19 protein-coding genes, 2 tRNA genes and 2 rRNA genes are annotated in these 25822 nt (G+C 59.6%); 12 read left to right on the forward strand and 11 right to left on the reverse strand.

The genetic code is table 11. The features are described 5' to 3' along the window. The first annotated feature begins 85 nt into the window (after positions 1 to 85). From G7079_RS02190 to G7079_RS02210, 5 genes are all read left to right on the forward strand, one after another. Positions 86 to 161 (forward strand) — tRNA-Ala (locus G7079_RS02190). A gap of 18 nt (positions 162 to 179) precedes the next feature. Next, positions 180 to 256, forward strand: a tRNA-Ile gene (locus tag G7079_RS02195). 216 nt (positions 257 to 472) lie between these two features. Beyond that, a 23S ribosomal RNA gene (locus G7079_RS02200) occupies positions 473 to 3336 on the forward strand. A gap of 144 nt (positions 3337 to 3480) precedes the next feature. Further along, positions 3481 to 3595 (forward strand): 5S ribosomal RNA (rrf, locus tag G7079_RS02205). Between the two features lie 278 nt (positions 3596 to 3873). Continuing rightward, positions 3874 to 4884: a hypothetical protein gene (locus G7079_RS02210; RefSeq protein ID WP_166055128.1), complete on the forward strand. Its 1011-nt coding sequence runs from the start codon at positions 3874 to 3876 to the stop codon at positions 4882 to 4884. Here G7079_RS02210 and G7079_RS02215 read toward each other — a convergent pair. Together G7079_RS02215 and G7079_RS02220 are read right to left on the reverse strand one after the other, a co-directional pair. Then, complete coding sequence (locus G7079_RS02215) at positions 4874 to 6049, reverse strand: IS1595 family transposase (RefSeq protein ID WP_166055130.1); 1176 nt, start codon at positions 6047 to 6049, stop codon at positions 4874 to 4876. The genes G7079_RS02210 and G7079_RS02215 overlap by 11 nt on opposite strands. 200 nt (positions 6050 to 6249) lie before the next feature. After that, positions 6250 to 6672 (reverse strand): hypothetical protein, encoded by a 423-nt coding sequence (locus tag G7079_RS02220; RefSeq protein ID WP_166055132.1) that lies wholly within the window; start codon positions 6670 to 6672, stop codon positions 6250 to 6252. A gap of 53 nt (positions 6673 to 6725) precedes the next feature. On the opposite strand from G7079_RS02220, the gene G7079_RS02225 reads away from it, so the two are divergent. The 4 genes from G7079_RS02225 to G7079_RS02240 are packed head-to-tail and all read left to right on the forward strand — an operon-like array spanning position 6726 to position 9847. After that, positions 6726 to 7748 (forward strand): hypothetical protein, encoded by a 1023-nt coding sequence (locus G7079_RS02225; protein ID WP_166055133.1) that lies wholly within the window; start codon positions 6726 to 6728, stop codon positions 7746 to 7748. Positions 7749 to 7805: 57 nt separating this feature from the next. Then, positions 7806 to 8423 (forward strand): hypothetical protein, encoded by a 618-nt coding sequence (locus tag G7079_RS02230; RefSeq protein ID WP_206203232.1) that lies wholly within the window; start codon positions 7806 to 7808, stop codon positions 8421 to 8423. 3 nt (positions 8424 to 8426) lie between these two features. Beyond that, positions 8427 to 9587 carry an XRE family transcriptional regulator gene (locus G7079_RS02235; RefSeq protein ID WP_166055135.1) on the forward strand — a complete coding sequence of 387 codons (1161 nt, stop codon included), beginning with the start codon at positions 8427 to 8429 and terminating at the stop codon, positions 9585 to 9587. After that, entirely contained in the window at positions 9587 to 9847 is a 261-nt protein-coding gene (locus G7079_RS02240; protein ID WP_166055137.1) for a hypothetical protein, read from the forward strand. The genes G7079_RS02235 and G7079_RS02240 overlap by 1 nt, the downstream gene beginning before the upstream one ends. Before the next feature lie 83 nt (positions 9848 to 9930). On the opposite strand, the gene G7079_RS02245 is transcribed toward G7079_RS02240, so the two are convergent. The 8 genes from G7079_RS02245 to G7079_RS02280 all read right to left on the reverse strand — a co-directional run bounded on the left by G7079_RS02245 (position 9931) and on the right by G7079_RS02280 (position 20656). Continuing rightward, positions 9931 to 10401: a hypothetical protein gene (locus G7079_RS02245; protein ID WP_166055139.1), complete on the reverse strand. Its 471-nt coding sequence runs from the start codon at positions 10399 to 10401 to the stop codon at positions 9931 to 9933. Continuing rightward, positions 10383 to 14555: an RHS repeat-associated core domain-containing protein gene (locus tag G7079_RS02250; protein WP_166055141.1), complete on the reverse strand. Its 4173-nt coding sequence runs from the start codon at positions 14553 to 14555 to the stop codon at positions 10383 to 10385. Before G7079_RS02250 ends, G7079_RS02245 begins: the two co-directional genes overlap by 19 nt. Positions 14556 to 15197: 642 nt before the next feature. Then, positions 15198 to 15803 (reverse strand): hypothetical protein, encoded by a 606-nt coding sequence (locus tag G7079_RS02255; protein ID WP_206203233.1) that lies wholly within the window; start codon positions 15801 to 15803, stop codon positions 15198 to 15200. Between the two features lie 16 nt (positions 15804 to 15819). After that, the gene (locus G7079_RS02260) at positions 15820 to 16551 is read right to left on the reverse strand and encodes a hypothetical protein (RefSeq protein ID WP_166055145.1); all 732 of its coding nucleotides are present in this window, start codon (positions 16549 to 16551) and stop codon (positions 15820 to 15822) included. Between the two features lie 696 nt (positions 16552 to 17247). Beyond that, positions 17248 to 17619, reverse strand: coding sequence for an HU family DNA-binding protein (locus G7079_RS02265; RefSeq protein ID WP_166055147.1), 372 nt, complete (start codon positions 17617 to 17619; stop codon positions 17248 to 17250). 70 nt (positions 17620 to 17689) lie between these two features. Beyond that, positions 17690 to 18082: an MAPEG family protein gene (locus G7079_RS02270; protein WP_166055149.1), complete on the reverse strand. Its 393-nt coding sequence runs from the start codon at positions 18080 to 18082 to the stop codon at positions 17690 to 17692. 102 nt (positions 18083 to 18184) lie between these two features. Beyond that, positions 18185 to 19915, reverse strand: a complete 1731-nt coding sequence (locus G7079_RS02275) for a M28 family metallopeptidase (protein WP_166055151.1) — start codon at positions 19913 to 19915, stop codon at positions 18185 to 18187. A 63-nt stretch (positions 19916 to 19978) separates the two neighbouring features. Next, positions 19979 to 20656, reverse strand: coding sequence for a hypothetical protein (locus tag G7079_RS02280; protein ID WP_166055153.1), 678 nt, complete (start codon positions 20654 to 20656; stop codon positions 19979 to 19981). Positions 20657 to 20768: 112 nt separating this feature from the next. Between G7079_RS02280 and gpmI the strand changes: the two genes are divergently transcribed. The 3 genes from gpmI to G7079_RS02295 all read left to right on the forward strand — a co-directional run bounded on the left by gpmI (position 20769) and on the right by G7079_RS02295 (position 24957). Next, a complete protein-coding gene (gpmI, locus tag G7079_RS02285; protein ID WP_240906221.1) occupies positions 20769 to 22313 on the forward strand; it encodes a 2,3-bisphosphoglycerate-independent phosphoglycerate mutase in 1545 nt (514 codons plus the stop codon). Then, complete coding sequence (locus G7079_RS02290; RefSeq protein ID WP_166055157.1) at positions 22313 to 23518, forward strand: peptidoglycan DD-metalloendopeptidase family protein; 1206 nt, start codon at positions 22313 to 22315, stop codon at positions 23516 to 23518. Before gpmI ends, G7079_RS02290 begins: the two co-directional genes overlap by 1 nt. A gap of 98 nt (positions 23519 to 23616) precedes the next feature. Then, positions 23617 to 24957 carry a S41 family peptidase gene (locus G7079_RS02295; RefSeq protein WP_166055160.1) on the forward strand — a complete coding sequence of 447 codons (1341 nt, stop codon included), beginning with the start codon at positions 23617 to 23619 and terminating at the stop codon, positions 24955 to 24957. On the opposite strand, the gene G7079_RS02300 is transcribed toward G7079_RS02295, so the two are convergent. Next, positions 24951 to 25643, reverse strand: a complete 693-nt coding sequence (locus G7079_RS02300) for a rhomboid family intramembrane serine protease (protein ID WP_166055162.1) — start codon at positions 25641 to 25643, stop codon at positions 24951 to 24953. The two genes, G7079_RS02295 and G7079_RS02300, sit on opposite strands and share 7 nt — an antisense overlap. Between the last annotated feature and the right edge of the window lie 179 nt (positions 25644 to 25822).

Consider the following 25822-nt stretch of genomic DNA (forward strand, 5'->3'; position numbering starts at 1 on the left):
AATGGCAACGCATTGCCAGACGTCCGCACAAGTGACCTGCATTCAGAGAACGTGATCCCGCAGGGGGTTGCGTGTCCCGTATTACGGGGCCTTAGCTCAGCTGGGAGAGCACCTGCTTTGCAAGCAGGGGGTCGTCGGTTCGATCCCGACAGGCTCCACCACTACTAAGCAAGACTTTTGGGTCTGTAGCTCAGGTGGTTAGAGCGCACCCCTGATAAGGGTGAGGCCGGTGGTTCGAGTCCTCCCAGACCCACCACTCTGAATGTTCTGCGCACGCACACATTGAATGCCTCGACGTTGAAGTCGGGGCATGTTCTTTGAAAATCGGGAAGAAGAGTCAAACGAGCGTTTGAGATGCAAGTCTTGCAAACGTGTCGAGGCTGAGGCGAGATGGCGTAAGCCATCTTTATCAAAGTGATAGTCGTACCATTCGCTGGTATGCGTATCGCTCCGAGGCAACTTGGGGTGATATGGTCAAGCGAATAAGCGCACACGGTGGATGCCTTGGCGGTCAGAGGCGATGAAGGACGTGACAGCCTGCGAAAAGTGTCGGGGAGCTGGCAATAAGCTTTGATCCGGCAATGTCCGAATGGGGAAACCCACCCGCAAGGGTATTGCATGGTGAATACATAGCCATGCAAGGCGAACGCGGTGAACTGAAATATCTAAGTAACCGTAGGAAAAGAAATCAACCGAGATTCCGTAAGTAGCGACGAGCGAACGCGGACTAGCCCAAAAGTCGATCTTGTTTTAGCAAAACACTCTGGAAAGGGTGGCCATAGCGGGTGACAGCCCCGTATGCGAAAGGGCCTGATCGATGAAATTGAGTAGGGCGGGGCACGTGAAACCCTGTCTGAACATGGGGGGACCATCCTCCAAGGCTAAATACTCCTGACCGACCGATAGTGAACCAGTACCGTGAGGGAAAGGCGAAAAGAACCCTGGTGAAGGGAGTGAAATAGAACCTGAAACCGTGTGCGTACAAGCAGTCGGAGCTCCGCAAGGAGTGACGGCGTACCTTTTGTATAATGGGTCAGCGACTTACTGTTCGTGGCGAGCTTAACCGTATAGGGGAGGCGAAGGGAAACCGAGTCTGATAAGGGCGCATAGTCGCGGGCAGTAGACCCGAAACCGGGTGATCTAGTCATGGCCAGGGTGAAGGTTGAGTAACATCAACTGGAGGCCCGAACCCACGTCTGTTGCAAAAGACGGGGATGAGCTGTGATTAGGAGTGAAAAGCTAATCGAACCCGGAGATAGCTGGTTCTCCTCGAAAGCTATTTAGGTAGCGCCTCGTATGTATCCTCTCGGGGGTAGAGCACTGTTATGGCTAGGGGGTCATTGCGACTTACCAAACCATTGCAAACTCCGAATACCGAGACGGACTGTACGGGAGACACACGGCGGGTGCTAACGTCCGTCGTGAAAAGGGAAACAACCCAGACCCACAGCTAAGGTCCCAAATTACTGCTGAGTGGAAAACCATGTGGAAAGGCACAGACAGCCAGGAGGTTGGCTTAGAAGCAGCCACCCTTTAAAGAAAGCGTAATAGCTCACTGGTCGAGTCGGTCTGCGGGGAAGATTTAACGGGGCTAAGCAGTAAACCGAAGCTTGGGGTGTGCACCTTTGGTGTACGCGGTAGAGGAGCGTTCCGTAGGCCTGCGAAGGTGGATTGAGAAGTCTGCTGGAGGTATCGGAAGTGCGAATGCTGACATGAGTAACGATAATGCGGGTGAAAAGCCCGCACGCCGAAAGCCCAAGGTTTCCTTGCGCAACGTTAATCGACGCAGGGTGAGTCGGCCCCTAAGGCGAGGCAGAAATGCGTAGTCGATGGGAAGCTGGTTAATATTCCAGCACCTCGCGTAAGTGCGATGGGAGGACGGAGAAGGTTAGGTGAGCCGCGCGTTGGTTGTCGCGGTGAGAGGACTGAGGTGGTGCCCTTAGGCAAATCCGGGGGCGCAACATTGAGGTCAAGGACGAGTCCAATGGGACAAAGTCACCGATATCACGCTTCCAGGAAAAGTCCCTAAGCTTCAGCTTACGCAGACCGTACCGTAAACCGACACAGGTGGGCAGGATGAGAATTCTCAGGCGCTTGAGAGAACTCGGGTGAAGGAACTAGGCAAAATAGCACCGTAACTTCGGGAGAAGGTGCGCCGACCATGGTGAATAGCTGAGGTCGGCCGAAGTGACCAGGCCGCTGCGACTGTTTATCAAAAACACAGCACTCTGCAAACACGAAAGTGGACGTATAGGGTGTGACGCCTGCCCGGTGCCGGAAGGTTAATTGATGGGGTCAGCCGCAAGGCGAAGCTCTTGATCGAAGCCCCGGTAAACGGCGGCCGTAACTATAACGGTCCTAAGGTAGCGAAATTCCTTGTCGGGTAAGTTCCGACCTGCACGAATGGCGTAACGACAGCGGCGCTGTCTCCACCCGAGACTCAGTGAAATTGAAATCGCTGTGAAGATGCAGCGTTCCCGCGGCAAGACGGAAAGACCCCGTGAACCTTTACTATAGCTTTACACTGAACGTTGAGTTCGTCTGTGTAGGATAGGTGGGAGGCTGTGAAACCATGGCGCTAGCTGTGGTGGAGCCAACCTTGAAATACCACCCTGATGTGCTTGACGTTCTAACCTGGGCCCGTAATCCGGGTCGGGGACCGTGTATGGTGGGTAGTTTGACTGGGGCGGTCTCCTCCCAAAGTGTAACGGAGGAGCTCGAAGGTACGCTCAGCGCGGTCGGACATCGCGCACTGTGTGCAAAGGCATAAGCGTGCTTGACTGCAAGATCGACGGATCAAGCAGGTAGGAAACTAGGACTTAGTGATCCGGTGGTTCTGTATGGAAGGGCCATCGCTCAACGGATAAAAGGTACTCCGGGGATAACAGGCTGATACCGCCCAAGAGTTCATATCGACGGCGGTGTTTGGCACCTCGATGTCGGCTCATCACATCCTGGGGCTGTAGTCGGTCCCAAGGGTATGGCTGTTCGCCATTTAAAGTGGTACGCGAGCTGGGTTCAGAACGTCGTGAGACAGTTCGGTCCCTATCTGTCGTGGGCGTTGGAGATTTGAGAGGGGCTGCTCCTAGTACGAGAGGACCGGAGTGGACGAACCCCTGGTGTTCCGGTTGTCACGCCAGTGGCATTGCCGGGTAGCTACGTTCGGAAGCGATAACCGCTGAAAGCATCTAAGCGGGAAGCGCGCCTCAAGATGAGATCTCCCGGGACACAAGTCCCCTTAAGGAACGATCAAGACTAGGTCGTTGATAGGCAGGGTGTGTAAGCGCAGTAATGCGTTGAGCTTACCTGTACTAATGATCCGTGTGGCTTGACCATATCACCTCAAGTTTCTTCGATAACTCGAATGAAACCCTTGGCCTCAACACGTTGATGGCTTGCACGAACGCTCGTTCACTCTTCTTCCCACCCTCTGAGAGCGTGGCGCTACTTCACCTGAAGCCGGCGACCCTCCACCCTCTCCCTGGTGATAACAGCGCTGTGGTACCACCCGATCCCATCCCGAACTCGGAAGTGAAACACAGCTGCGCCGATGGTAGTGTGGCTCAAGCCATGCAAGAGTAGGTCATCGCCAGGGTCTTTATAAAAGCGATACCCCGGGCCGAAAGGCCCGGGGTATTGTCTTTTAAGGTGTCTGGCAATGATCTGACTTGCGCAGAGCTTGCAATACAAACCGCAAGAAACTCACCGAAGCCGTTGCGGAAAGCCGCGCAGCGGCGACCCGCAACAGGTCATCGCCAGGGTCTTTATCCAAAACCCCGCCTCAACAGAGGCGGGGTTTTTCTTTGCGCGACGGGCGCCCTTATGGAGGAAAGTACTGTGACAGTGTCCAGCCCGGGCCGCTAGGCTCGGGCCATGAGTAAGACACCGTCATCAGTCGCTTGGCTGAACAGTAAGTACAGCCGCGCCAAGGGTCAGATCGCTCGCATGGCGGAACGAATCAAGGGTGTGGAAGCCCGGATTGAACTCCATCGCTACAAGATCCAACGCTGCGAGGATCAACTAGTCCACTTAGGGGAAGCACTGGCGCAGGCAGAGATACTAGCCCAGCAGATCGCACACGCCATGAAACTTCATGTGCATGCACCTCTATGCGAAACGGTTGGTGAGATTCGCCCAGGCGAGCATCCATCGTTCTTCAAACGCGGCGGTATGACAGTCGGTATTTTCCGTGCATTGAAGTCAGCGCCGGGTGGTGCGGTGACTATCGATGAGCTGCAAAACCAATTGATGCAGGCGCTCAAACTGGCCCCGGAAGACGTGGCACGCTTCCGGATGCGGTTGCAGACTCGTCTTCAGATTCTGCGCCGGCAGGGCAAGGTGACCTCACCGGATCACAATGGTGTATCGGGGAAGCGATGGATGCTGTCCAAGGATTGGGTTCCCACCCCGCCTGCTATCCAAGGTAAGAAGTACTCCAGACACAGAAGTAATGGTTCTGTTCAGCCCGCACGTTGGTTGATCCAATCGCAGCGGGATATCGCGGCGGTCAAGACCGAAGCCATTGCTCGCGGTGATGCCAACCTTTCCTCGAAACTAGGCGATGACCTGGATGCGATCGACAATGTCTGGAGACAGCATCCCTTGCACTTTGAGATTGAGCTTGGCTGGACCCCGTCGTCTCGCGCTTCGCATTATCGAGAGAGCATTTACGCGCGCGTATCCCGCGCCCTCACGCAGGCTAGGCAGGGCATGACCATCCCAGCTTTGCAAGCCGCTTGTCCATGCCCGTCCAACAAGAATCGACAAGCTTCAACTCGCGCGATCGAAGCGGCCCTCAGGCAGATGCTGCTTGAGGGCCACATTGAACACCGCCAGAACGAGCTTGACGGGCAGGTGGAGTGGCGCCTCCGCCCTACGCCTTAGAGTCGATAAGCACTTCAGCACGGCGACCGCGCCGCTCGTAGTACCCACGCAGGCGGGGAGACGGACCAAGCGACAGCGCCGTCCCCAGCAACCGCTTCACCATTGCCGATTTGCGCAGGCGGCGATGAGTATGCCGCCAAGCCGCTTCGCAAGCATAAAAGTGGAGGAACAGCGGACGGCTCCCATGGTAGATACCATATTCGGCGCGGCGCATGCGACTGAAGAACGCCTCGGCATGGTTATCGTTCACGCCCTCGCTATTGGAATACTCCTTCGCATGGCTAACGGAATAGTGCTCGTGCTCGCGCGCCAACTGAGTGTAGGCGCCGGCTTCGTCGGTGAACACGATGGCGCCAGGCGCTATGTGTGCTTTCGCCATCAAGCCGACGGCGTACGCGCTCTCGCCGCCACGCGCCACAGCCACGGACACCGCCCGCGAACCTTCACCGCGCTGACCATTCGAGTCGGTAACCACCAGCACGACCCGTTTGTTGGCCATTTTCTGCCAGTTGCGTTGGGTCATGCCCATCGCCTTCCAGGGCTTGTCATCATCGGAGGCGATCGGCTCCTTGCCAAAACGGCGCTGCAACTGCTCGCGGGTGGCCTTGGGCTGCCGCTGGTTCGATTTGCGCGGCTTGCCGCCGAAGTATCCGCCATCCATTTGCACCATCCCTTCAAAAGGCTTGACGGGCTGATCTGCCGCCATGGCTTCGCGAAAGCGATGTTCGAGCAAAAAAGTGGTCATCGGCGCCAGGCCGGAGGTACCCGAAATGCCCACCGAGCTGGCGCCGTTACCCGGACCGAGGAACAGCACCGCACAGTTCAAAATGGTGCGCAACGGCAGCTTAGTCCCGTCGAACAACGTCCCTGTGGTCACCGAAAAGATCGCCTGGCAATGCTTGCACTGCCAGGTCGGGTTGGTGGGCTCCTCCCAACTGCCGCAGGGGCGGTGACAGGAGCGCCGGCGCCGGCGGCGCGGGTAATGTGTGTCGATCGCCCCGCACTTGGGGCAGACCTGTTCGGTTTCGTTCCCCCAGCGCAGGGAGGCGAAGTAGGTCACCACTTCAGTGTCGGACATGCGGCCCACGACCGCGAGGTTGATATCGCGGGCCAAGGGGGTGAGACGGTGATGCTGAGCCATAAAATTCCTTTCCGGGGCTTCCAAGCCCCGGATTTCGAGCGGGTGACGGCAGGTCGTTCCTGCCCAATCGGACAGTTATTGACAAGCCGGGAGACTGGCCCGCACAATTAGCTCAAAGCTGCCTAGGCTTGAGCTCTGAAGCCCGGATCTTCCTCTGCAAAGGAACCCGGGCTTTTGTGCGTCTGGCCGACGGAAAAGTCCACGTTGGGAAGCGCGTTAGCCGACTAGGTCATGACGCCCCCTTTGCCCGGCAAGCGAGAACCGGCTTTCCCGGTAGCGGTCGACTGAGACTGGCGCTGAGCCAGAACCCAAGCGCAAGCTTCTTCAGTCACGGCAAATACTCCCATTCTCCCCAGCAGTGGGAACACGGCCACGCCGAGCTGCCCCTGCAATCGGGCTTTCTGAAAGGCGGCAGTCGTCCGGAACCCCAGCAGGCTGCGCAAGGCCGCCCCTCCGACCATGGGGCCATATCGCTCGATTTGAGCCTCAACCCAAGCGATTTCGTTGAAGCCAGAAGGGATGGTCTGATTGTTCATAGGCCGGAAATCCATGGAATTTGGATGCTCGGCGCAGGATCTGGCATAAGATCGGCTTTCGCTACCATTCAAATAGCCTGATTTTCGAAAGCCTTTTTGTGGTCCGCCCATGCCTTTACCCGATTGAACGCATCCAGTGGAAGGTCTGGATCCGAGCCTTACGCATGGCTGCCAACAATGTGCCGCCCTTCAGCACATCCGGCAGAGGTGTAAGCACTTGGGCAAAACTGCAACGAGCGTTGCTGCAAGGCTATGGCGATGCGGCTGTCCAAGGTCGCATCCAGGGAATCTTGGGGGTGGTCAACCGCGGAACGAACCCACGAAGCCTGATACGGCGGATCGCAGCTGACGAGCTCGATTTCGAGCTGCCGGAGACAACGGTATTCGTACTCCGAACGAAGTCGGGGCGGGGGCGACGTGGCGGCAAGAAAGACAAGAAAGAAATGAAGCAGAAGAAATATTTGGAGATTCCAATTGACCTGGTCGAGGCCGGCGAACGTCTCTGCCCAGGCTCGTCGCACTGGGAGGATGCCTACCTGTGGCGACTGGCTGGCCCCGTCCTCCCTGGCCTCGAGGAAATCCGTGTTGCGATTTTCTACCTCAAGCATCGTCTTGGATTCTGCTCGCCCTCGCCGGAGGAGCATGCGCGCCATTTGACAGCATTGGGAGTCGCCCGACTGTCCTTGCTCTCGGAATCAGAAATGCAGGACTGCTATGCCGCAGCACTTGTCCCGATAGCCAAAACAGCTAGCGCCGATGCACTCAGCCTGCTCGCAGCGCTGCTTGCCGAAAGCTTCATCACCAATCAGAAAACACTACTGAGACTGCACCGAAACGCCTTTCATCTTAGTGTCGAGACACTTTTGTCCGAACCGTTGATGATGGACATCGGCAAGGAGTTCAGAGACTGGATCACCGACGGGATTCTGGACACCGCATGGGAACAGCCCGCCGAGCAACATATTTCCTCCCTGTCAGCCCCCTTAATACCAATAAAGGAGTGGGAAGCGATCTCGGGACAAAGGGACATGGAATCCTTCTTGATCAATGTGCTCGGTGCGAAGCGGGCGGATCCGCCATGGCATTCGCGGAAAGGATTGAGCTCGATCCCTTGGGTGTCTACTGAAGAAATCCCTCCAGCGGCCACATGCGATCTTCCTCCACCAGGCGCCGTTGACAAATCATAAGTTATGCATAAATATGGATTGGGACAACTTCCTTTTTTTGCATAAATCGAGGCTCCAATGGATCAGGCACCGCACGCGTTTAACCCGGCACTGGTCGAATCTAGGCTTCGCATCATTGCCGAAGCCCTCCTTGAGGTTCTGTACGACACCGAACTCGAGCTTGCGAGTCCACTGGATGATGGCTACACGCGCGGGACGACCACGTTTGGCCGGCAGCGCAATGCCCTGATCCAGTTGTGCACAAATGGGCAATATCAATGGCTCAAGCTCACTCACGCGGCGATGGACGTGACGTTCGAGATTGATGGCGTTCCTTGCCGGTTCTTCTCCGATGACCCGGCCAAACCGCGTAAGCCCGGCTTCTTCCGACGGAACGATTGCGACCAGCTCTTCGAGATTGAAATCGGCGCACCGCAACTGTTCCGCTTCATCGTAGCCAAGCCGCAAAACGCGGATGAGGAAGCAGAGGTGTTCTTCATCGGCTACGACGCAAACCAGAACGAAGCCTTTCGCTGGCAGTACTCGCGCAGCACGCCCACTTTGTCGAGCGTCGACAACAGCCGGCCGACCGAAGTGCTCTTGCCGAGCCCGGTGGCGAAGGTGCGTCCGAAGAAACCCGACCAAGAAACCGGCAAAGACCGTGCCATGGGTGACAACGACGATGTCCAGGGGTGATGCATGTCCGAACCCGCTGCAGTTCTTGGAGCTAACATTCGGCTTGCGCGTCTATTCCATGGTCTGACGCTTGAGGATGTCGCTGCGCGTCTGGATAAGTCGCGCCAATACGTCCACAAGATCGAAACCGAGCAGATCGTTCCTCCGTCGGAGACGCTGGCGGCAATCGCCGAACTGACGCAGGTGGAACCTGCGTTTTTTGTTGCGCCTGCGCCTACGCCTGTGGCGGAGGAGCAGTGCCATTTCCGCAAACATTTCACAACGCGTTCGGCGATCAAGCATGTGGCCTTGGCCAAAGGCGAAATGTTCCGCCGACTCGTCGCTGGTTTGGAAGAGCAACTAGAGTTGCCAGCGCCCAACATTCCTCAGTACGACGTGAGTTCGCTAGTCGAGATCGAACGTGCAGCTGAGGCGTGCCGCGCCTACTGGGGGCTTGGTTTCGGGCCAATCCAGAACATGGTGCGCGTGGCTGAACTGGCGGGTGCCGTGGTCACGTCGTTCAAGGGGGTTTCTCGCGAAGTCGATGCTTACTCGATCAGCGCAGCCCGCCCGATCATTGTGGTCAACAGTGAGGGGGCGTCGGCATGTCGCCAGCGGTTCGACATCGCTCATGAACTGGGCCATCTAGTGCTGCATGTTGGTTTGGCAACCGGCGACCGCAAGACCGAAGGGGAGGCCAACCGCTTCGCCGGCGCTTTCTTATTGCCACGTTCGAGTTTCGTCAAGGAGTTTCCGCGACTGCGCGGCAGTTATCTCAATTGGCAAGGCCTATCCGAGATGAAGCTTCGATGGAAGGTCAGCAAGGCCGCCTTGTTGTATCGGGCTCGTCAACTCGGACTGATCTCGGAAGACCAATATCGCACCGGCGTCATCCGACTCAATCGTGGCGGCGAAGCAAAGGTCGAGCGCGAAGATGCCATGGTGGCGCAGGAAATCCCTGAGCTGTTCACTCAGGCCGTGCGGCTGGGAATGGAGCATCAACGCATGAACCTGGAGGCCTATAGCCGACTGTTCTGCGTCAAGAAATCCGTGCTGGCAGAGTTTTTAGCGGAGTCTCTGGCGTCACCTGCACCGAACGAAATACCCCCAGTGGAGAATAATGTGATTTTCCTGGCTGAGCGTCGTCAAATTGTTGGTTCTGAAGTTGCGCGTCGACGCTGCTGATGCAAATCAAACAGACCGCCGAGAAGGGACGGCGGCGCGTGCCGGTGTCGTTGTTGCCGGTGATCGCGCAAGTGCTCGACACCACACTCGATGCGCTGGTCGCTGACAACGCAGCGCTCACGATGGCATCAGCACCGAAGAAGCGCGGGCCGCAGAAGAAGATTCGGCAACAACTCGAACAAATCGAAGCCTTACCCATGGCCAAGCAACGCGCCATCGCACACGTGCTTGACTCGATGCTCGCGCAGAGCAGCCGCTAAAACAGAAGCCCCGCTCAGAGCGGGGCTTCGGTCGCTCCTGGACGCTGTTAAGACGAATTAATTACCTCCGTCCCGGCTTTTGGCTAATTGTCCCTGACACCTTTTTCCAATAAATCTTCGGCCATCTTGATGCACTGCGATGGGTTTCCTGACGGACGCTCATCGGCAAGGCTCTTGCACAACTGCGGCAACTCCATAGCTTTAATTTCAGCGTTAGAAGTCCTGCCTTGCTGCTGCGAAATTGCTATCACCATGATGTAGTGCCTCGCACTTTCGACAGTCCCGCGCTTTACGATTTCGCTCTTGAGAGCGTCCATAAATGTGGTCGGTGATGAGGCGAAGCACTGGTCAAACCCAAAATACTCGTGATGCCTCTGCTGCGCTTCAAAGAATAATTCGATTTTCTTCTCGTTCGACAAGGCTAAGCATTCCGAATTTCGGCTCGTGTCATCTAGCGCCCTAAGCTTCACAAAACCATCGCTACCGCGATCTGCGGAAGTACAAGCTGATGGCGCACAGAGCAGCGCGACTAACGCTATTTCCCGCATCCACATGGGTCGCCTCCTGCCTTATCCATTTGCGCGCGAACCTCGCTAGCTTTCGCCCGCGCATCAACTTCAAATGGATTGTTCGTATAACCGAAAATCAGGTGCATGGCGCCGTAGGACAGCCCCATGCCGAGCAGGCTCATAGATCGGTATTGATCAGAATGCGTCACCTCATGCGCAAGAAGAGTGATGCCTTCTTTTGTGTTGGGGGCATCCGGAACACCAAGATAGACCGTGTTCTTGAATGTCCATGCCTCCGCGCCACCTGCCCCTAATGCTTGCGCAATTTTCGGTATCCCTTCCTGGACATCGATCTTGTTGAGATTAACGTTAGGAAGATGCGGGCCAATGATGCCTTTCTCGCAGTCAGTGAGTGCTCGCAGTCCAAGCGGATCAATGTTCGAGATCGGATTCCCACCGACATAGGCATACGTGTTAAGCCCGCCGGCTTGTCCGATCGGATCACTCTGCGTGTAGCCCCCGATGCGCGCATCGTAGTAACGGTTGATGTTGTACCAAAGGTTGGTCTCCTGATCGTAGTACTGACCGGGGAATCCAACGTTCAGTCCACCGATGCTGTCCAGCGCCACGCGTCGATCAAAGGCGTAGTTGTTCGCCCGCCACACCACGCTCTTGGCGCTGTTCGTCGCCAGTTCCGGGCGACCCAGGTGATCGTTGTGCACGAAATAAAGCTGGTTACTGCGCACCAGACCGACCAGTTCACCGTTGAACCAGAGGTAGTTCGTCCACTGATCGCCGTTGTCCTTGTGCTCCGATAGCAGAGTGCCACCCGGCCCGTAGGTGTAACGATATGAACCATGGCTCGGCGCGGCTTTCCAGACTCGCTCGTTGAAGGCGTTGTAGCCGTAATTGTTCGTTCCTACAAGCAGACTCACGGTCGCATAGTTCGGCTCACCGAAGCTCGTTGCCGCATTACGGCTGATGCTGGTCGTGCGATTGAAGCCGTCGTACCCATAGGTGGCCGTTGAGCCACTGAACGACTGGGTCGCCCGGTTGCCGCGCGCATCGTAGGTATATGAATGCGGCCCCATGCTGCCGATGCGATTGCTGGCCGCATCGACGCCCAGCGATTCATCGAAGGTCCATGTATGCCGGGTCTTGTTGCTGTTGGTATCCCAGTACAGCGCCTGGTTGCCCGACGTGGACGTGACGCCGGTCAAGCGACTCAAGGCATCGTAGCCATATGTCTGGCTCAGACTGGTGTTGATGGTGTTCGTGATCCCGGTGATGCGATCGTTCGTGTCGTAGGCATAGGACAGGTTCTGCACGTTGGTCGTGCCGTTCTTGGTGTTCGCATTGGTCAGCCGGCCATCCAAGTCATAGCTATACCCACGGGACAGGCCGTTCCCATAGATCCAGCTTTTCGCAGGTCCGAACGGCTGATACAGCGTGTTCGTAACCACGTTGCTGACAACCCCACCGATATTGACCGTCATTGCTACGAGTTTGCTGCTGGCATAGCCATAACCGACCGCAACGCCGCTCGGGTAGGTGATCGCATGCAGGCGACCGAATGCGTCGTAGTAATAAAATGTCCAGTAGTCGGATTCCACCGCGTTGCCACGAATCCATTCTCGTCGGATGTAAAGGCGACCGTCTGGCATGTACGCGTAGTTTTGTGTACTGGCCGTACTTACGGTGCTGCACAAGCGACCCTTGCCGTTTCCGCACCAATCGTAGCCGTAGTCTTGGGTCTGACCACCAGCGTTGACGGCGGCCAGGCGGCCCAAACCGTCGTAGCCATACGTCGTGACACTTCCGTCATTGCGAATCATCTGGCTCAACTGGCCGTACGCGTCGTAGCTGTAGGTGGTCGTACCGCTATCTGGGCTGACTTGGCGCCATAGCTGGCCGAAGCCGTCGTAAACATACGTCGTGATCTTCCCGCGCGGATCGGTCACCTTGGTCAGCCGGTCTGCGGCGTCGTATTCGAAGTACGTATTACCGCCCGCCGGATTCGTCGACTGCACCACGCGATCCAACTGATCGTAGTACAAGGTGGTAGTGCCTAATGGCCTGACGATTGTCTTGATGTTGTTGTTCAGGTCATAGGTATAGCTCTGAGTGACAGTCTGACCGGAATTGGATCGCTGGGCCCGCACCCGACTCAATTCGTCGTAGTCGGCAAAAGCCATGGCCGTGATATCGCTCTCATTGACAACGATGTCCCCATACTCAGGCGTGCCGCCTTGGTATTCGCAGTCCTCCTCGGGGATATCCGACTCCAGATGCATCGGGTTCATGCCGAACTTCCCATAGCAGCCCAGATACCCGTAACCGTAATTGCTCCAGTAGAGGCTCATGTTGTATTTCGACGTCATGTTGCCGGCAAGATCACGCCCAAAAGACTGCGCCTCGACCCGTTTGCTCTGATCATTAAGATCGGCAGCCAACCCGACGTGCTGCATCGTGAGCTGGCGGTCTGGGTTGTACTGATAACTCATGCTCTGCCCATCGGGGCCAGTCACATGTTCCAACGTCCCATTCGCGCTATAGAAATAGCTGGTGTCCGCCGCCGTCGCGCCATCCGGATAGGTCCGCACCTTGGTGACACGCCCACGGGCGTCATAGGTGTAATCGGTGATGTCGCCGTTGACCCCGGTCACCCGCCCCGGCTGGCCCAGCCCATTCAGATTGCTATAGGTCACCATGTGGCCAAGGCTGTTCTGGGTCGAGATCAAATCGCCCTGATTGTTGTAGCTGGTCGTGACGGCATCACCGGCTCCAGGCAATGGCCCATCGACGGTGACGGTCGCCAGCATGCCGTTGGCATGCAGCGTGTAGGTATACGTGGTGGTGCGTGTCTGATTGAGATTGTTCGCCGGCGATGGCGCCAACAGATTGGTCGTGGAGACACTCGCAATGCGGCCACCGCTCGTGTACGTGTATTGCGTGAGGTATTGCCCATCCAGTTGCTCGCTTAGCAAGCGGTTGCTGGCAGCATCCCACTGATATCGGGTCACACGTTGCAGCGCCGTGCCTGCCGCCTCGACCTTTTGTGTGAGTTGGCCCTTGGCGTTGTAGTACGTGTCGGTGTAGATGCCGTTGAAGTCCTGCCGCGTCACCGGGTAGCCGTTGGCGTCATATTCGCTCAAGGCGTAGTTCGTCTGCGGGCACCAGGTGCTGGCATGGCCGGTGACGGTGATGGCTTTGCCATCCTTGTAAACGGTGGTCGTTTGTTTACCTAGCGGGTTGGTTTCCACCGCAGTGAAGGTGCCGTCGGTGGCATTCGTGCTGTAGCTGAAGGTGTACTTGGCATACCCGTTGTGTTCGGTGCTGGTCGCATAGCCATTGGCGTCGTATGTGAACTTGGAATAGCGAACGCCGTTGAACGACTTACCCGTCAATGCGCTGGTGTCGGTCGATTTCTCGTAGTGGTAGGTGGTCGTCGTGGCCGGACTGCCGGGCTGCGAACTGGCCGTCAACCGATGCAAGCCAGTGCCAAAGTAATTGGCGTTATAGGAGAAGCCGTAATAATTGCCCGCTGGATCGCGCACGGCAGTCAACTGGCCGCTGGTCCAGGTAAATTCGACGTAGCGGCCCGAGGTATGGGTGATGCGGTAGGGATAGGTGCCGCTGGTGTAGGTAAACGTCCAGCCGATGCCATGCGCGTTCACCACCGACGACACGTAGCCCGCCAACGAATACGTCTCGACGCCAAGCTCCTCGCTATAGAGGATGAAGCTGCCGTTGCTCTGCGGCACGATCCTGGCCACGGCTTGCGGTTTGTCTTCGTAGAAGATGCCGTCCGCGGCCTTGATGAACTTGATCGTGCGTCCATCGGGACGCCACGCGTAAATGATCGTGTTGGCTCCGATCCCGCAGGCGCCGCCGCCGGGGCGCGGGTAACAGGCGTTGAGATCCGTGGTGCCGAAGGTCAGTTTGTAGTCGAAGTTGCTGACCCAGTACTTGCCGAACAGGCCCGCGCCCGGCCAGTAGTGGTTGTAGGTACGCGTCAGGCCGAGGGCCATTTCACCGGAACTGGTGAAGTCGGCCTCCGGCTCGATCTTGTTGCCGGTGGCTGGGAGAATCGGGTTGCCTACGCCGCAGCCGATTTTTGAATTGGCGTTTTGCCCTGAAGCATTGGCTGTACTTGGGGCCTGGATTTGCGATGCGTATCCATTGCCCGTATCGAACAAGTCGGGGGGGAATAAGAAGAGCTGCTGCCGTAGCTGGAGTTACCTCCCCAGCTATAGGGGTCGTTGTCGAAGTCGCCACGCGTGCCCGTTACGCTGACATATTCATCAGGTGCATAGCACCACCCATCAGCGTAGTGCCAGTTTGTCTGACAGCTGCCGGGCGACGTAGCTTGCACCCTTGCAAGCGCATGGCTTGGTGCAAACAAAAAACTGAGGACGAAAAGCAGCGCTCCCAAGCCGCGCGATGTCAGTCGAAACATCTTCATGATTCCCCCGTTCATGGGCACACCGCATTGCACGGCGGCACCTTCCCTAGCGAGTGCTCTTCATATCCGGCTGCTCGAAGCGCTGCACGCCGCAGCGCACAAATCACCAAGTCAATGTTAAATATTTACGACAAATGACAAAAGTGGCTCATGAGCCAGGACGACATGATCAAGACCATCCGACAGCAAAATCGTCATCGCCCAATGCATGGCATGTCAATGTGCTCTTGCGTTCAACAAGTCCGCCCACGCGCATCTGGCACTCTGATCAAGCGCTAAGTTCTGGCTTGTTGAGCAGATCGCCGTCGTCCGCATCGATAAATTTCGAACCCGAGTGGGGCATCGTTGACGAGTCAGGTCTATTACCGGACAGTCACTAACCGTCTTCACCATTCCGTTGCTGGAATTTGGCCTGTTCCTGCTTAATACAATCATCGACGGCATCATCTAGCGCAGCTTCATGAATTTCGTAAATCTGCAACGGGACAAGAATGCAGCGCAACAATGCCACGACTGTAAAGCCGAAGCAGACGGCGGCGACGATGCGCTGACCTGTCGCGTCCACTCCTAGAGCGAAGCAGCACAACCAAATGATTGCAAACACGGCACTCAGCACTGCTGCAAAGAGCGTTTGAGCTTGCGATGAAAGCAGAAATTTGATCCGTTGCGTGTACGCCTGTAGCTCCTCCAGTGTGAGTGAGGTCGCTTGCTCGATCCTGCCAGTGAACAACATGAGCGTCACCATGAAGCCTGCCAACAAGCTTCCCAAGGCGATCACGCCTGCGAGCAATGCAAAGAGCGTGTTCTCACGTTGAACGGACGCGAATGCTGGAGCGACTTGCCAGCCCACCAACGCTCCTATCGCCAGTGGTACTGCAAGAGCGAGGGCATGGCGGGCGCTAAAGCCAATGCCCGCCGTCAACCCTCCCATCGCTCTAAGGGCTGACCAGCTTGCCGTCCACTCTTCCGGCAGCAGTCGCATCTCTGTACTCACGCTTCTATTCGTCGGCGTCAATTACACGCGCCCCTGATGGGCGACCATCATTGTCGATTATGCGCCACCCCTCGTTGTCGGGGCGTCGCAATTCATCGAGGTAGTTCCACATCGTGTTTTCAATATCCGCCATGTTGTAGGCACCTGATGGATTTATCTGAATGTCCATGCGACGCTTCTCAACAAACTTCCCCAACCCTGTAATCTTTTGACCATCTCGAAGGTAAATAGCGACGGCGTCTAGCCCATTGTCAGACGCGTATTCATCTAATGCCGCAATTCCCTTCGCACTGTTCTCGCCATCAGGGAATTCGATATCCGCATGCACGACTGCGTGACCGCCCGCCCACTGCTTGAGTCTACTCAGACGGAAAGAAAGCGGCCGGCGTCTATTTGTCGTAGATGTTGCGAGACGCGCACTAATCCGCTCCACACCGCCCGCTGCTGCTATCGATCTCCGCAAGTCGGCACCAACCACATCCATCAACTCGATTCCAGGTAGCGCGGGATTGACGTGGCTGCGAAGCAAATGTGTAAGAACGTTTGCAAGGGTAGCCGTACCTCCACCTCCCTTCTCGACTTCGACAATCGCACACTGCCCGAGAAACAATGCGCGATAGCTGTGGACAACCTGCCGAGTCTGACCCGTTGTCGGATCGACAATTGGGTTTGCATTGATCGGCAGCGAGGTTGCCGTAAAATTGGGCGTCGTCTGCTCCGGCGCAACGCCGTTCAAGTAGCAAACGCATTCAATCAGATAGCCGTCTCGCCCGTTGCGACGCTTGCCACGATTGATATAGAAGCACGTCGTTCCTACTCCTGCTCCAGCCGGGTCTGGAAAATGACGATCCCCGACTGTAGGGGCATTCGCTATTAGCGTTCGGAGTAGGGCGTCCATAGCTGGGGGGACGAAATTCTTATTCCGCCCAGATTTGAACCGAACTATCTTGAGCGCGAAGCTCCTTTTCGCAGTTGGCATGTGGCCCCTTCCCCTGTGTACCTATGGCGAGTGATAAATACCGCACTGGGAGCCAACCGTACAAGCCAAAATTCGCCAGAAAACACTTACAGCGCCCTTCTCGATGTGAACTTTTTCACATCACCGTTTGAGGTACCGATTGAGATTTCGCAGGCAGACAGAAGGGGGCTACTGTGGACCCGGAAATTCTTTGTCATCTACCTACTTGAAGACTGCAGTCTGCATGGGAAGCACGATCCGATTGCGCGATGACCAATCGCTGGCCTTACAGCACCATCTAAGGTATTGATGCTGTGGGAATTAGTACTTTCCTCCATAAAGGCGGCGACGGGGGCTTGGGCCAAATGCGTGGATTAAGTCGGCGACTAAACCAAACGCGTCATGGATAACTTCGTTCCCAAACAAAAACCCCCGGCATGCCGGGGGTTTTTGGTAGCACTTTTGCGCCGATGATCAGGCTGCGGCGTCCTTGAGCTTCTTCAACGGACGAACCTTGATCTTGGTCGAAGCCGGCTTCGCGGCGAAGGTGGTCTCTTCCTTGGTGAACGGGTTGATGCCCTTGCGCTTCGGCTTGGCCGGCACGTTCACGGCGGTGATCTTCAGCACGCCCGGCAGCACGAACTGGCCGGCGCCCTTCTTGCTGATCGAACCATGGATCGCGCCTTCAAGGGCGGCGAGCACGGAGCGAACGTCCTTGGCCGCAACCTGCGCGGCTTCGGCGATGTGCGCGACCAGGCCGGACTTGTTCAGTGCTTCCTTGATCGGCTTCGGGGCGGCGGCCTTGGCGGGCGCCTTCTTGGCGGGAGCGGTCTTCTTCTTTGCCATCTGCTGTGTCTCCTGACGATGTGGTTGAAACGCGTTGGACCGGAATGGGATCACTGTCCGGGGCAGTGTGTCATGTCGGGATCTTCAATGCGGCGCACGCCATCAACGCGACGACGCAGGCGAAACCGCCCAACCACACGAGGCTGCGCATGCGGTGGATGGCGGTGAGGTAGAAGATCCCGTGCAGGATGCGGAATGCCACGAAGGCCATGGCAAGCATGGAAATGCGCGACGGATCGACGCCGGCGAATTGCGCCATCAGCACACTGGCGGCGAAGGGCGCGAACGCTTCGAACGCATTGAGGTGCGCGGCGTTGGCATTGCGGATCCGGTAACTGTCCTGCTTGGCGATCCAGCCGCGCGGATCCTTGTTGTTGTAGCCGGCAGCACCACTCTTGGCGAGCGACACCCAGACGTAGGGCAACGCCGCCGCGACCAGGATGCACCAGTAAGCGATGGACATCAGTGCCCTCCCCGGGGCGTTGCCATAACTGCGAGCGTAGCGGATTTGACGGAATTATTGCGTCGAAACCGCCAAAAAAAAGCGGTTTCGACACGTCGGCGTTTATTTGGTGGCTGCCGGACGCATCTTGTCGCGGGCGGCCTTGAACGGGTTGCCGGCATTCCAGTTCGGCCATTGACCGTCGTTGGCCAGGGTTTCGCCGACCGAATAAGCCGTTTCCACGTCCTGCACGATGCCGTCCAGCTTCCAGGTGGCCGCGTCGAATTGATCGCCGGGCTTGTGATAACGGTTGTCCGTGTAGTCCTTGCCCGCGGCGTCGCCCGCGGCCTGCCCACCATCGAGCAGGTCGGTGCCGCTGTCGATGTACAGCGCCGGCACGCCTGCCTTGGCGAAGTTGAAGTGGTCGGAGCGGAAGTAATAGCCAGCCGCGGTATTGGTCTCGCCCTTGGCCACGCGGTGTTGGGCATCGAGCACCGTTTTCAGCACGTCTTCCAGTTGCGAACTGCCCTTGCCGACCACGGTGATGTCATGCGCCTTGCCGACAGGGGAGAGTGCATCGAGATTGACCACCGCCACGGTCTTGTCTAGCGGCACCACCGGGTGCGCGACGTAGTACTTGGAGCCGAGCAGCCCGGATTCCTCCAGGGTGACCGCCAGGAACAGGATCGAGCGCTTCGGCGGCGTCTTGGTTTTGCGGAAGGCTTCCGCCAGTTCGAGGATGGCGGCGACGCCGGTCGCGTTGTCGACCGCGCCGTTGTAGATGTTGTCGCCCCCGCTTTCAGCGGACTGTTCGCCCTCGTGCGTGCCAAGGTGGTCCCAGTGCGCCATGTAGACGATCGCTTCGTCCGGCGCTTCGCTGCCGGGCAACAGGCCGATCACGTTGCGCGAGCTCTTCTCGACACTCGTGCTCTTCAGGTCGAGCGACGCGGTTGCGTCGAGCGGTACCGGCTTGAAACCGCGCTTGTTGGCCGCGGCACGCAGCTTGCCCAGGTCCTGGCCGGCCGCCTTGAACAAGGCAGTCGCGGCTTCGCCGGTGATCCAGCCCTGCGCGGGAACGCGCGGCGCGGGGTCGTCCTTGGCTGGCAGGTCATATTGCGGGCCGGACCAGGAATTCTTGACCACGTCCCAGCCGTAGGACGCGCCTTCGGTGTCGTGGATGATCAGTGCGGCGGCGGCGCCCTTGCGTGCGGCTTCCTCGAACTTGTAGGTCCAGCGTCCGTAGTAGGTCATGCGCTTGCCATCGAACAACTTGGCATCGCCCGCATGGAAGCCGGGGTCATTGACCAGCATCACCACGGTCTTGCCCTTGACGTCGATGCCGGCGTAGTCGTTCCACTGTTGTTCGGGCGCATCGACGCCGTAGCCGACGAACACCAGCGGGCTGTCCTTGATGCTGACCTGCGGCTGCCCGGTGCGGGTGCCGATCACCATGTCGGTGCCGAACTTCAACGCCTGGGTGGTGCCACCCACGGTCGCCACCAGCGAAGCAGACGCTTCATCGGCGGTGGTCTCCACCATCGGCACGGTCTGGAACCAGTCGCTGCCATTGCCCGGCTGCAGGCCAATCCGCGCGAACTGCGCCTTGATGTACTCGATCGACTTTTCTTCGCCCGGCGTGCCCGGACCGCGACCGCCGAAGGCATCCGACGACAGCTGCTGCACGTGCTCGGCGAAATCGCCGGTATCGATGGCGTCGTTGAAGGCGTGGCTGCTGGCTGCGGCTGCATCGGCAGCTGGCGTTGCTGCATCGGCGCTGGCTGCCGGTTTGTCGTTGCTGCGCGGCGTGCACGCGCACAGCGCGAGCAGGGCGAGAGGGAGCAAGACATGGCGCATCGCGGGACTCCATTCGGATATCCCGCGATTCTAGCCATTGCGCCGCATGTGCGGCAGCTGTCGTCAGTCCTTCGGCGGCGTGGCGGTGTTGTAGCGCTGCGCGGTGGCGCCGCTGACCGTGCCGATGTGTGCGCTCTGGTGGACGTACAACTTCACATCGCGCTCGAATACCAGGTTGCCGTCGACTACGGCATCCGGGCCGATCACGATGCGCGGCACCTTCTGCTTGCCCCAGCGCATGCCCCAGTTGCCGTTGGGCTTCTCGACGTGGATGCCTCCCTTCACGTGCGAACCCACGCCAACGGTGACGTCGCCGTTGACGGTCTCGATGCCGCCACCGAGGTCGGTATCGACCAGACCGATCGCGCCGTTCACGGTGGACACGTCGCGACGCACGTTGCCGCCGCGGTCGATGAAGATGCCGCCATTCACGGTTTCGACGTCGCCGTCGATGCGTGCGCGTTGGCCGAAGCGGATGCCGCCGTTGACGGTGGAGACGGAGCGCGCCGCAACGTCGTCGCCGGCTTCGATCCCGCCATTGACGGTTTCCACGTCCTCGGCCTTGGCGCCGCGCTCCAGGTCGATGCCGCCATTAACGGTGCTGAGGTCGCCGTAGGACTGGCCGGCCTGTGCGGTGATCCCGCCGTTGACCTTGTCGATGTTGCGGACACGGCCATCGTCTTGCGCGAAGGCGTGGGTGCTGGCCGCGAGCAGGACGGTGAAGAGCAGGGTGCGGTTCATGCGGGACTCCCATGGTGGTTACAGGCATTGATGCGACGGAGAGACGGAAGGTTTACAGCCGCTACAATCACCACGCATGCCGTGCTTCGGCAAACCCCTCCAGGAAGCCATCGTGTCCGCAATCCCATCCCCGCGCCCGAAACCCGTCGTGTTGCTGATCCTGGACGGCTGGGGCCATCGCGAGGAGGTCGAGGACAACGCCTTGGCGCAGGCAGACCTTCCGAACTGGCGGCGCTTGCTCGCCACCCGACCGCATACGCTGGTGCATACCGAAGGCCGCCATGTCGGCCTGCCGGACGGGCAGATGGGCAATTCCGAAGTCGGGCACATGAACCTGGGTGCCGGCCGCATCGTGTACCAGGACCTGACCCGGGTGGATGCGGCGATCGAGGACGGCAGCTTCTTCGCCAATGAGGAGTTGCGCGCGGCCTGTGACGCAGCGAAGGCGGCGCATGGCACCCTGCACGTGATGGGCTTGTTGTCGCCGGGTGGCGTTCACAGCCATGAGAACCACATCTTCGCGATGCTCGAACTCGCGCATCGCGAAGGCGTGCCGAAGGTCGCGGTGCATGCCTTCCTCGACGGTCGCGACACCCCGCCGCAATCGGCCGAGCCCAGCCTGCGCGCCTTGCAGGCGTTGTGCGACAAGCTTGGCAACGCGCATATCGCCACCGTCGGCGGCCGCTATTACGCGATGGACCGCGACAAGCGCTGGGAGCGCGTGCGCCGCGCGTGGGATGCGATCGTCGAAGCGCAAAGCGAGCATCACGCAGTCGATGCGCTATCCGCGTTGCAGGCCGCGTATGCGCGCGGCGAGAACGACGAGTTCGTCGCGCCCACCGTGCTCGATGGCGCACAGGCCATGCGCGATGGCGATGCCGTGGTGTTCATGAATTTCCGCGCGGATCGCGCACGCCAGTTGACCGCGGCGTTCGTGGATCCGGGTTTCGACGGGTTCGTCGCGCGCCGTCCGAAGCTGTCGCGTTTCGTTTGCCTGAGCGAATACGACGCGAAGTTGCCCGCAGCGCTGGCGTTCGCGCCGGACGACTTGCGCCACACCTTCGGCGAAGTGCTGGCGGACAACGGCATGACCCAGCTGCGCATCGCCGAAACCGAGAAATATGCGCACGTCACCTTCTTCTTCAGCGGTGGTCGCGAGGAACTGTTCCCCGGCGAATCGCGCACGTTGATCCCCAGCCCGCAGGTGGCCACCTACGACTTGCAGCCGGAAATGAGTTGCCCCGAACTCACCGACAAGCTGGTGGCCGCGATCGACTCGCAAGCCTTCGATGCCATCGTCTGCAATATCGCCAACCCGGACATGGTCGGCCACAGCGGCATCCTCGAAGCCGCGATCCAGGCGGCGCAGGCGGTGGACATCGCCATCGGCAGGATCAGCGAGGCGGTGCAACGGGTCGGCGGCGCGTTGCTGATCACCGCGGACCACGGCAACCTGGAAATGATGCGCGATCCCGACACCGGCCAGCCGCATACCGCGCATACCGTTGGCCCGGTGCCGTTGGTGTATGTGGGCGAACGCTTGGCGTCGCTGCGCACTGGCGGCGCATTGCGCGACATCGCGCCGACCTTGCTCGACCTGCTTGGCCTGCCCAAGCCTGCGGACATGAGCGGGCAAAGCCTGTTGTTGCCGGCTTGATGCGCAAACGTTCCGCCATCGCGTTGCTCGCCTTGGCCATGATCGGCACCACGCCGGCACAGGACCAGCGTGACGCCGAGCAACGCCTGCAGAAAGTCCGCAGCGAATTGAAAACGGTGGCGAGCGAGCGCCGCAAGCTGGAAGGCGCGCGTGGCGATGCCACGCAAAAATTGCGGCAGGCTGACGAACAGGTAGGCAGCGCACAGCGCGGCTTGCGCAACATCGAATCCACGCTGCAGCGCGACAGTTCCTCGCTTGCGCGGCTGCAGGCCGAACGCGCGAAGAGCGCCGGCGATCTCGATGCGAAGAAAGCGGAGTTGGCGCGGTTGTTGCGCGCCGCGCAGCTGGCGGGCGGCGATGCGCCGTTGAAGGCGATGCTGGCGCAGGATCGCATCGCCGAAGCGGAGCGTGCGCTCACCTACCAGGGCTACCTGCAACGCGGCAGCGTGCAGCGTATCCGCGAACTGAGCACGGAGTTGCAACGCATCGACGCGCTGGAGCGCGAGATCGGCCAGCGCCAGACGGCGTTGGCCAGCGACCGCAAGCAGCAGGCCGTGCAACTGGCGCAACTGGAAACTGCGCGCAAGCAGCGTGCGGGCGTGTTGGCCGGCATCGACCAGCAGTACCAGGACAAGGCAGGGCGCGAGAAAGCGCTGGGCCGCGATGCCAAGTCCCTGCAGAACCTGCTGGCGCAGTTACGCGCGGCGGCGGCGCGTGCGGCACGCGAGGCTGCACGTGCGAAGGCCGCGGCGGAACGCGAGGCCAAGGCATCGGGTAAGCCCGTACAAAAGCGTGTAGCGGTGGCGAGCGCGCCGGCGCTGAAGGTGGGCGGCCTGGGTTGGCCGGTGTCCGGCAGCCTGCTGGCTTCGTACGGTGGGCGCCTGCCGGACGGCCGCAACAGCGATGGCGTGCTGATCGCCGCGCCGGCCGGAACCGCGGTCAAGGCGGTGGCCGATGGCACCGTGGTGTTCGCCGACTGGATGACCGGCTACGGCAACATCCTGATCATCGACCACGGCAACGGCTACATGAGCCTGTACGCGCACAACGACGGCCTGCTGCGCGATGCCGGCGACGCGGTGAAGCGCGGCGATGCGGTAGCCAGTGTCGGCACATCAGGCGGACAGGAGCGCCCGGCGCTGTATTTCGAACTGCGTCGCAATGGCTCGCCGGTGAACCCAAGCGGCTGGCTGACCCGGCAATAGCCGGCGATGACGCCATCGCGACGCGGTTCGAGGGCATCATGCCGGAACCCGTGCCGCGCGTGCGGGTCGAAGCATCCATGAACCAAGCGGAGCACACCATGCGGGCAAAGCCCCTTTCCCTGTTGATTGCCGTCGCGCTTTCAATCGTGCCGATGTTCGCGTTGGCGCAAGACGCGCCGCAGGATCCGCAGAAGTCCGATGACGTTGCCGCCAGCGACGACCCGGATGCGGCAAAGACCGATGCGGCGAAAGTGCCGCTGGATGAAATCCGTCGTTACGTGATGGTCTACAACGCGGTGAAGCAGGCCTACGTCGATCCTGTCGATGACCATGCCTTGATGCAATCCGCGGTGCGCGGCCTGCTGCTGGATCTGGATCCACACAGCGCCTACCTGCAGAAGGCCGATGCGGAGGATTTCAACGAAATGACCCGCGGCGCCTACGACGGCGTCGGCCTGGAGCTTCAACAATTGCCGGAAGGCGGGTTGCGCATCATCGCGCCGCTGGATGATGGTCCGGCCGAACGAGCTGGACTGCGCAGCGGCGACCGCATCCTCGCCATCGACGGCAAGTTGCTGACGCCGGCCGATGCTGACGTCTCGACGCCGCTGCGCGGCGCGGCCGGCACCAAGGTGGTGTTGCGGGTTGTGCGCGAGGGCACGCCGAAGCCGTTCGATGTGACTTTGGTGCGCGAAACAATTCGGACCACCAGCGTGCGTTCGCGGATGCTGGAGCCGGGCTTCGGCTACGTCCGTGTGAGCAGCTTCCAGGCCGCGACCGCATCGGATTTCGTCAAGGCGGTGGACAGCCTGCAGAAGGACGCACCGTTGCGCGGCCTGTTGATCGACCTGCGCAGCAATCCTGGTGGTCTGCTGGTCGGCGCGGTGCAGATCGCCGACGAGTTGCTGGACCAGGGTGGCATCGTCAGCACCAAGGGCCGCGCGATGATCGGCGACAGCCGCTTCGATGCGACCCCGGGCGACAGGCTGAAAGGCGCACCGGTGGTGCTGCTGGTCGATGCCGGTTCCGCCAGTGCAGCCGAGGTGCTGGCCGGCGCGCTGCACGACAACAAGCGCGCGCGCGTGGTCGGCAGCCGCACCTTCGGCAAGGGCTCGGTGCAGACCTTGCTGCCGCTGGACAACGGCGATTCGGTCAAGTTGACGACCGCGCGCTATTTCACCCCGAGCGGGCATTCGATCCAGGCGCTGGGCATCGTGCCGGACGTGGTGCTCAAGCCGGAAGACGGCAAGGATCGCGCGGCGCCGATCAGCGAAGCGGCGTTGCCGAGGCACCTGGAAGCGGAAAGCGAGGCCTTCGAAGGCGACAACGCCGGTGATGTGTTGCCAGGCCAGAAACCGATCGATGCCGCACTGCTGGAGCTGAAAAAAATGGCCGGCGTGGAGGTGGCACCCGCGGCGCCGAAACCGAAGGCTCAGTAACCGCGACTATGGCGCAGGCGGCGGGCGATCGCCGCGCGCGCGAACAGGGCGAACACCACGCCGAACAGGAAGCCGGCGATATGCGCCGGCCAGGCGACGGTGCCGAAGGTCGGGCCGCTGTAGGCGAACACCACCTGCAGCAGGACCCATAGCCCGATCAACAATGAGGCCGGTACCCGCACGAATTCCAGGAACAGTCCCAGCGGCAGCACCACGCCCAGGCGTGCCCCGGGGAACAGGGCAAGGTAGGCGCCGATCACCGCGGACACCGCGCCGCTGGCGCCGATGATGATTCCGTCGGGTGCGTCGATCGCCAGCACCGCAGCTAGGTTGGCCACTGCGCCGCCGAACAGGAACAGAGCCAGGAAGCGCCAGCCGCCCATGACCCGCTCCGCCGGCAGCCCGAAAATCAGCAGGAACACCAGATTTCCGAGCAGGTGAATCCAGTCCGCGTGCAGGAACAGGGCCGAGAACAGGCGCAGCACGCTGCCCTCGACGAGCGCCTGGCGCCAAGCCAGGGCACTGTCCAGGCCGCCCGAAAGCACGCCCCAGTCCAGTTCCGCGCCGTGCCGCAGGGTGGGCGTGCCCATCGCACCTAGCACGTAGATCAGCCACAACGCCAGCAGCAGCAATGGGGTCGCCCAGCGCAGCACGGCTTTCTTGCGGGTGGAGATGCCGACGAACATGAATCGTTACTCTACCGACTGTTGCCGGGATTGTTAGCATCAGGTTAATTTACGCGTTATATTGCATACGGCGACGTACGTCGGGGGAGGGCTGCCGCAGGCAGAGTCCCGGCTCGCGCAGCGCGAACCAGCGCTTCGATGCATCCCACATCGCGCCCGAGAACAACCATCCCTGCACA

The sequence above is a fragment of the Thermomonas sp. HDW16 genome, assembly GCF_011302915.1.
In the GTDB taxonomy this organism is placed as follows: Bacteria; Pseudomonadota; Gammaproteobacteria; order Xanthomonadales; family Xanthomonadaceae; genus Thermomonas.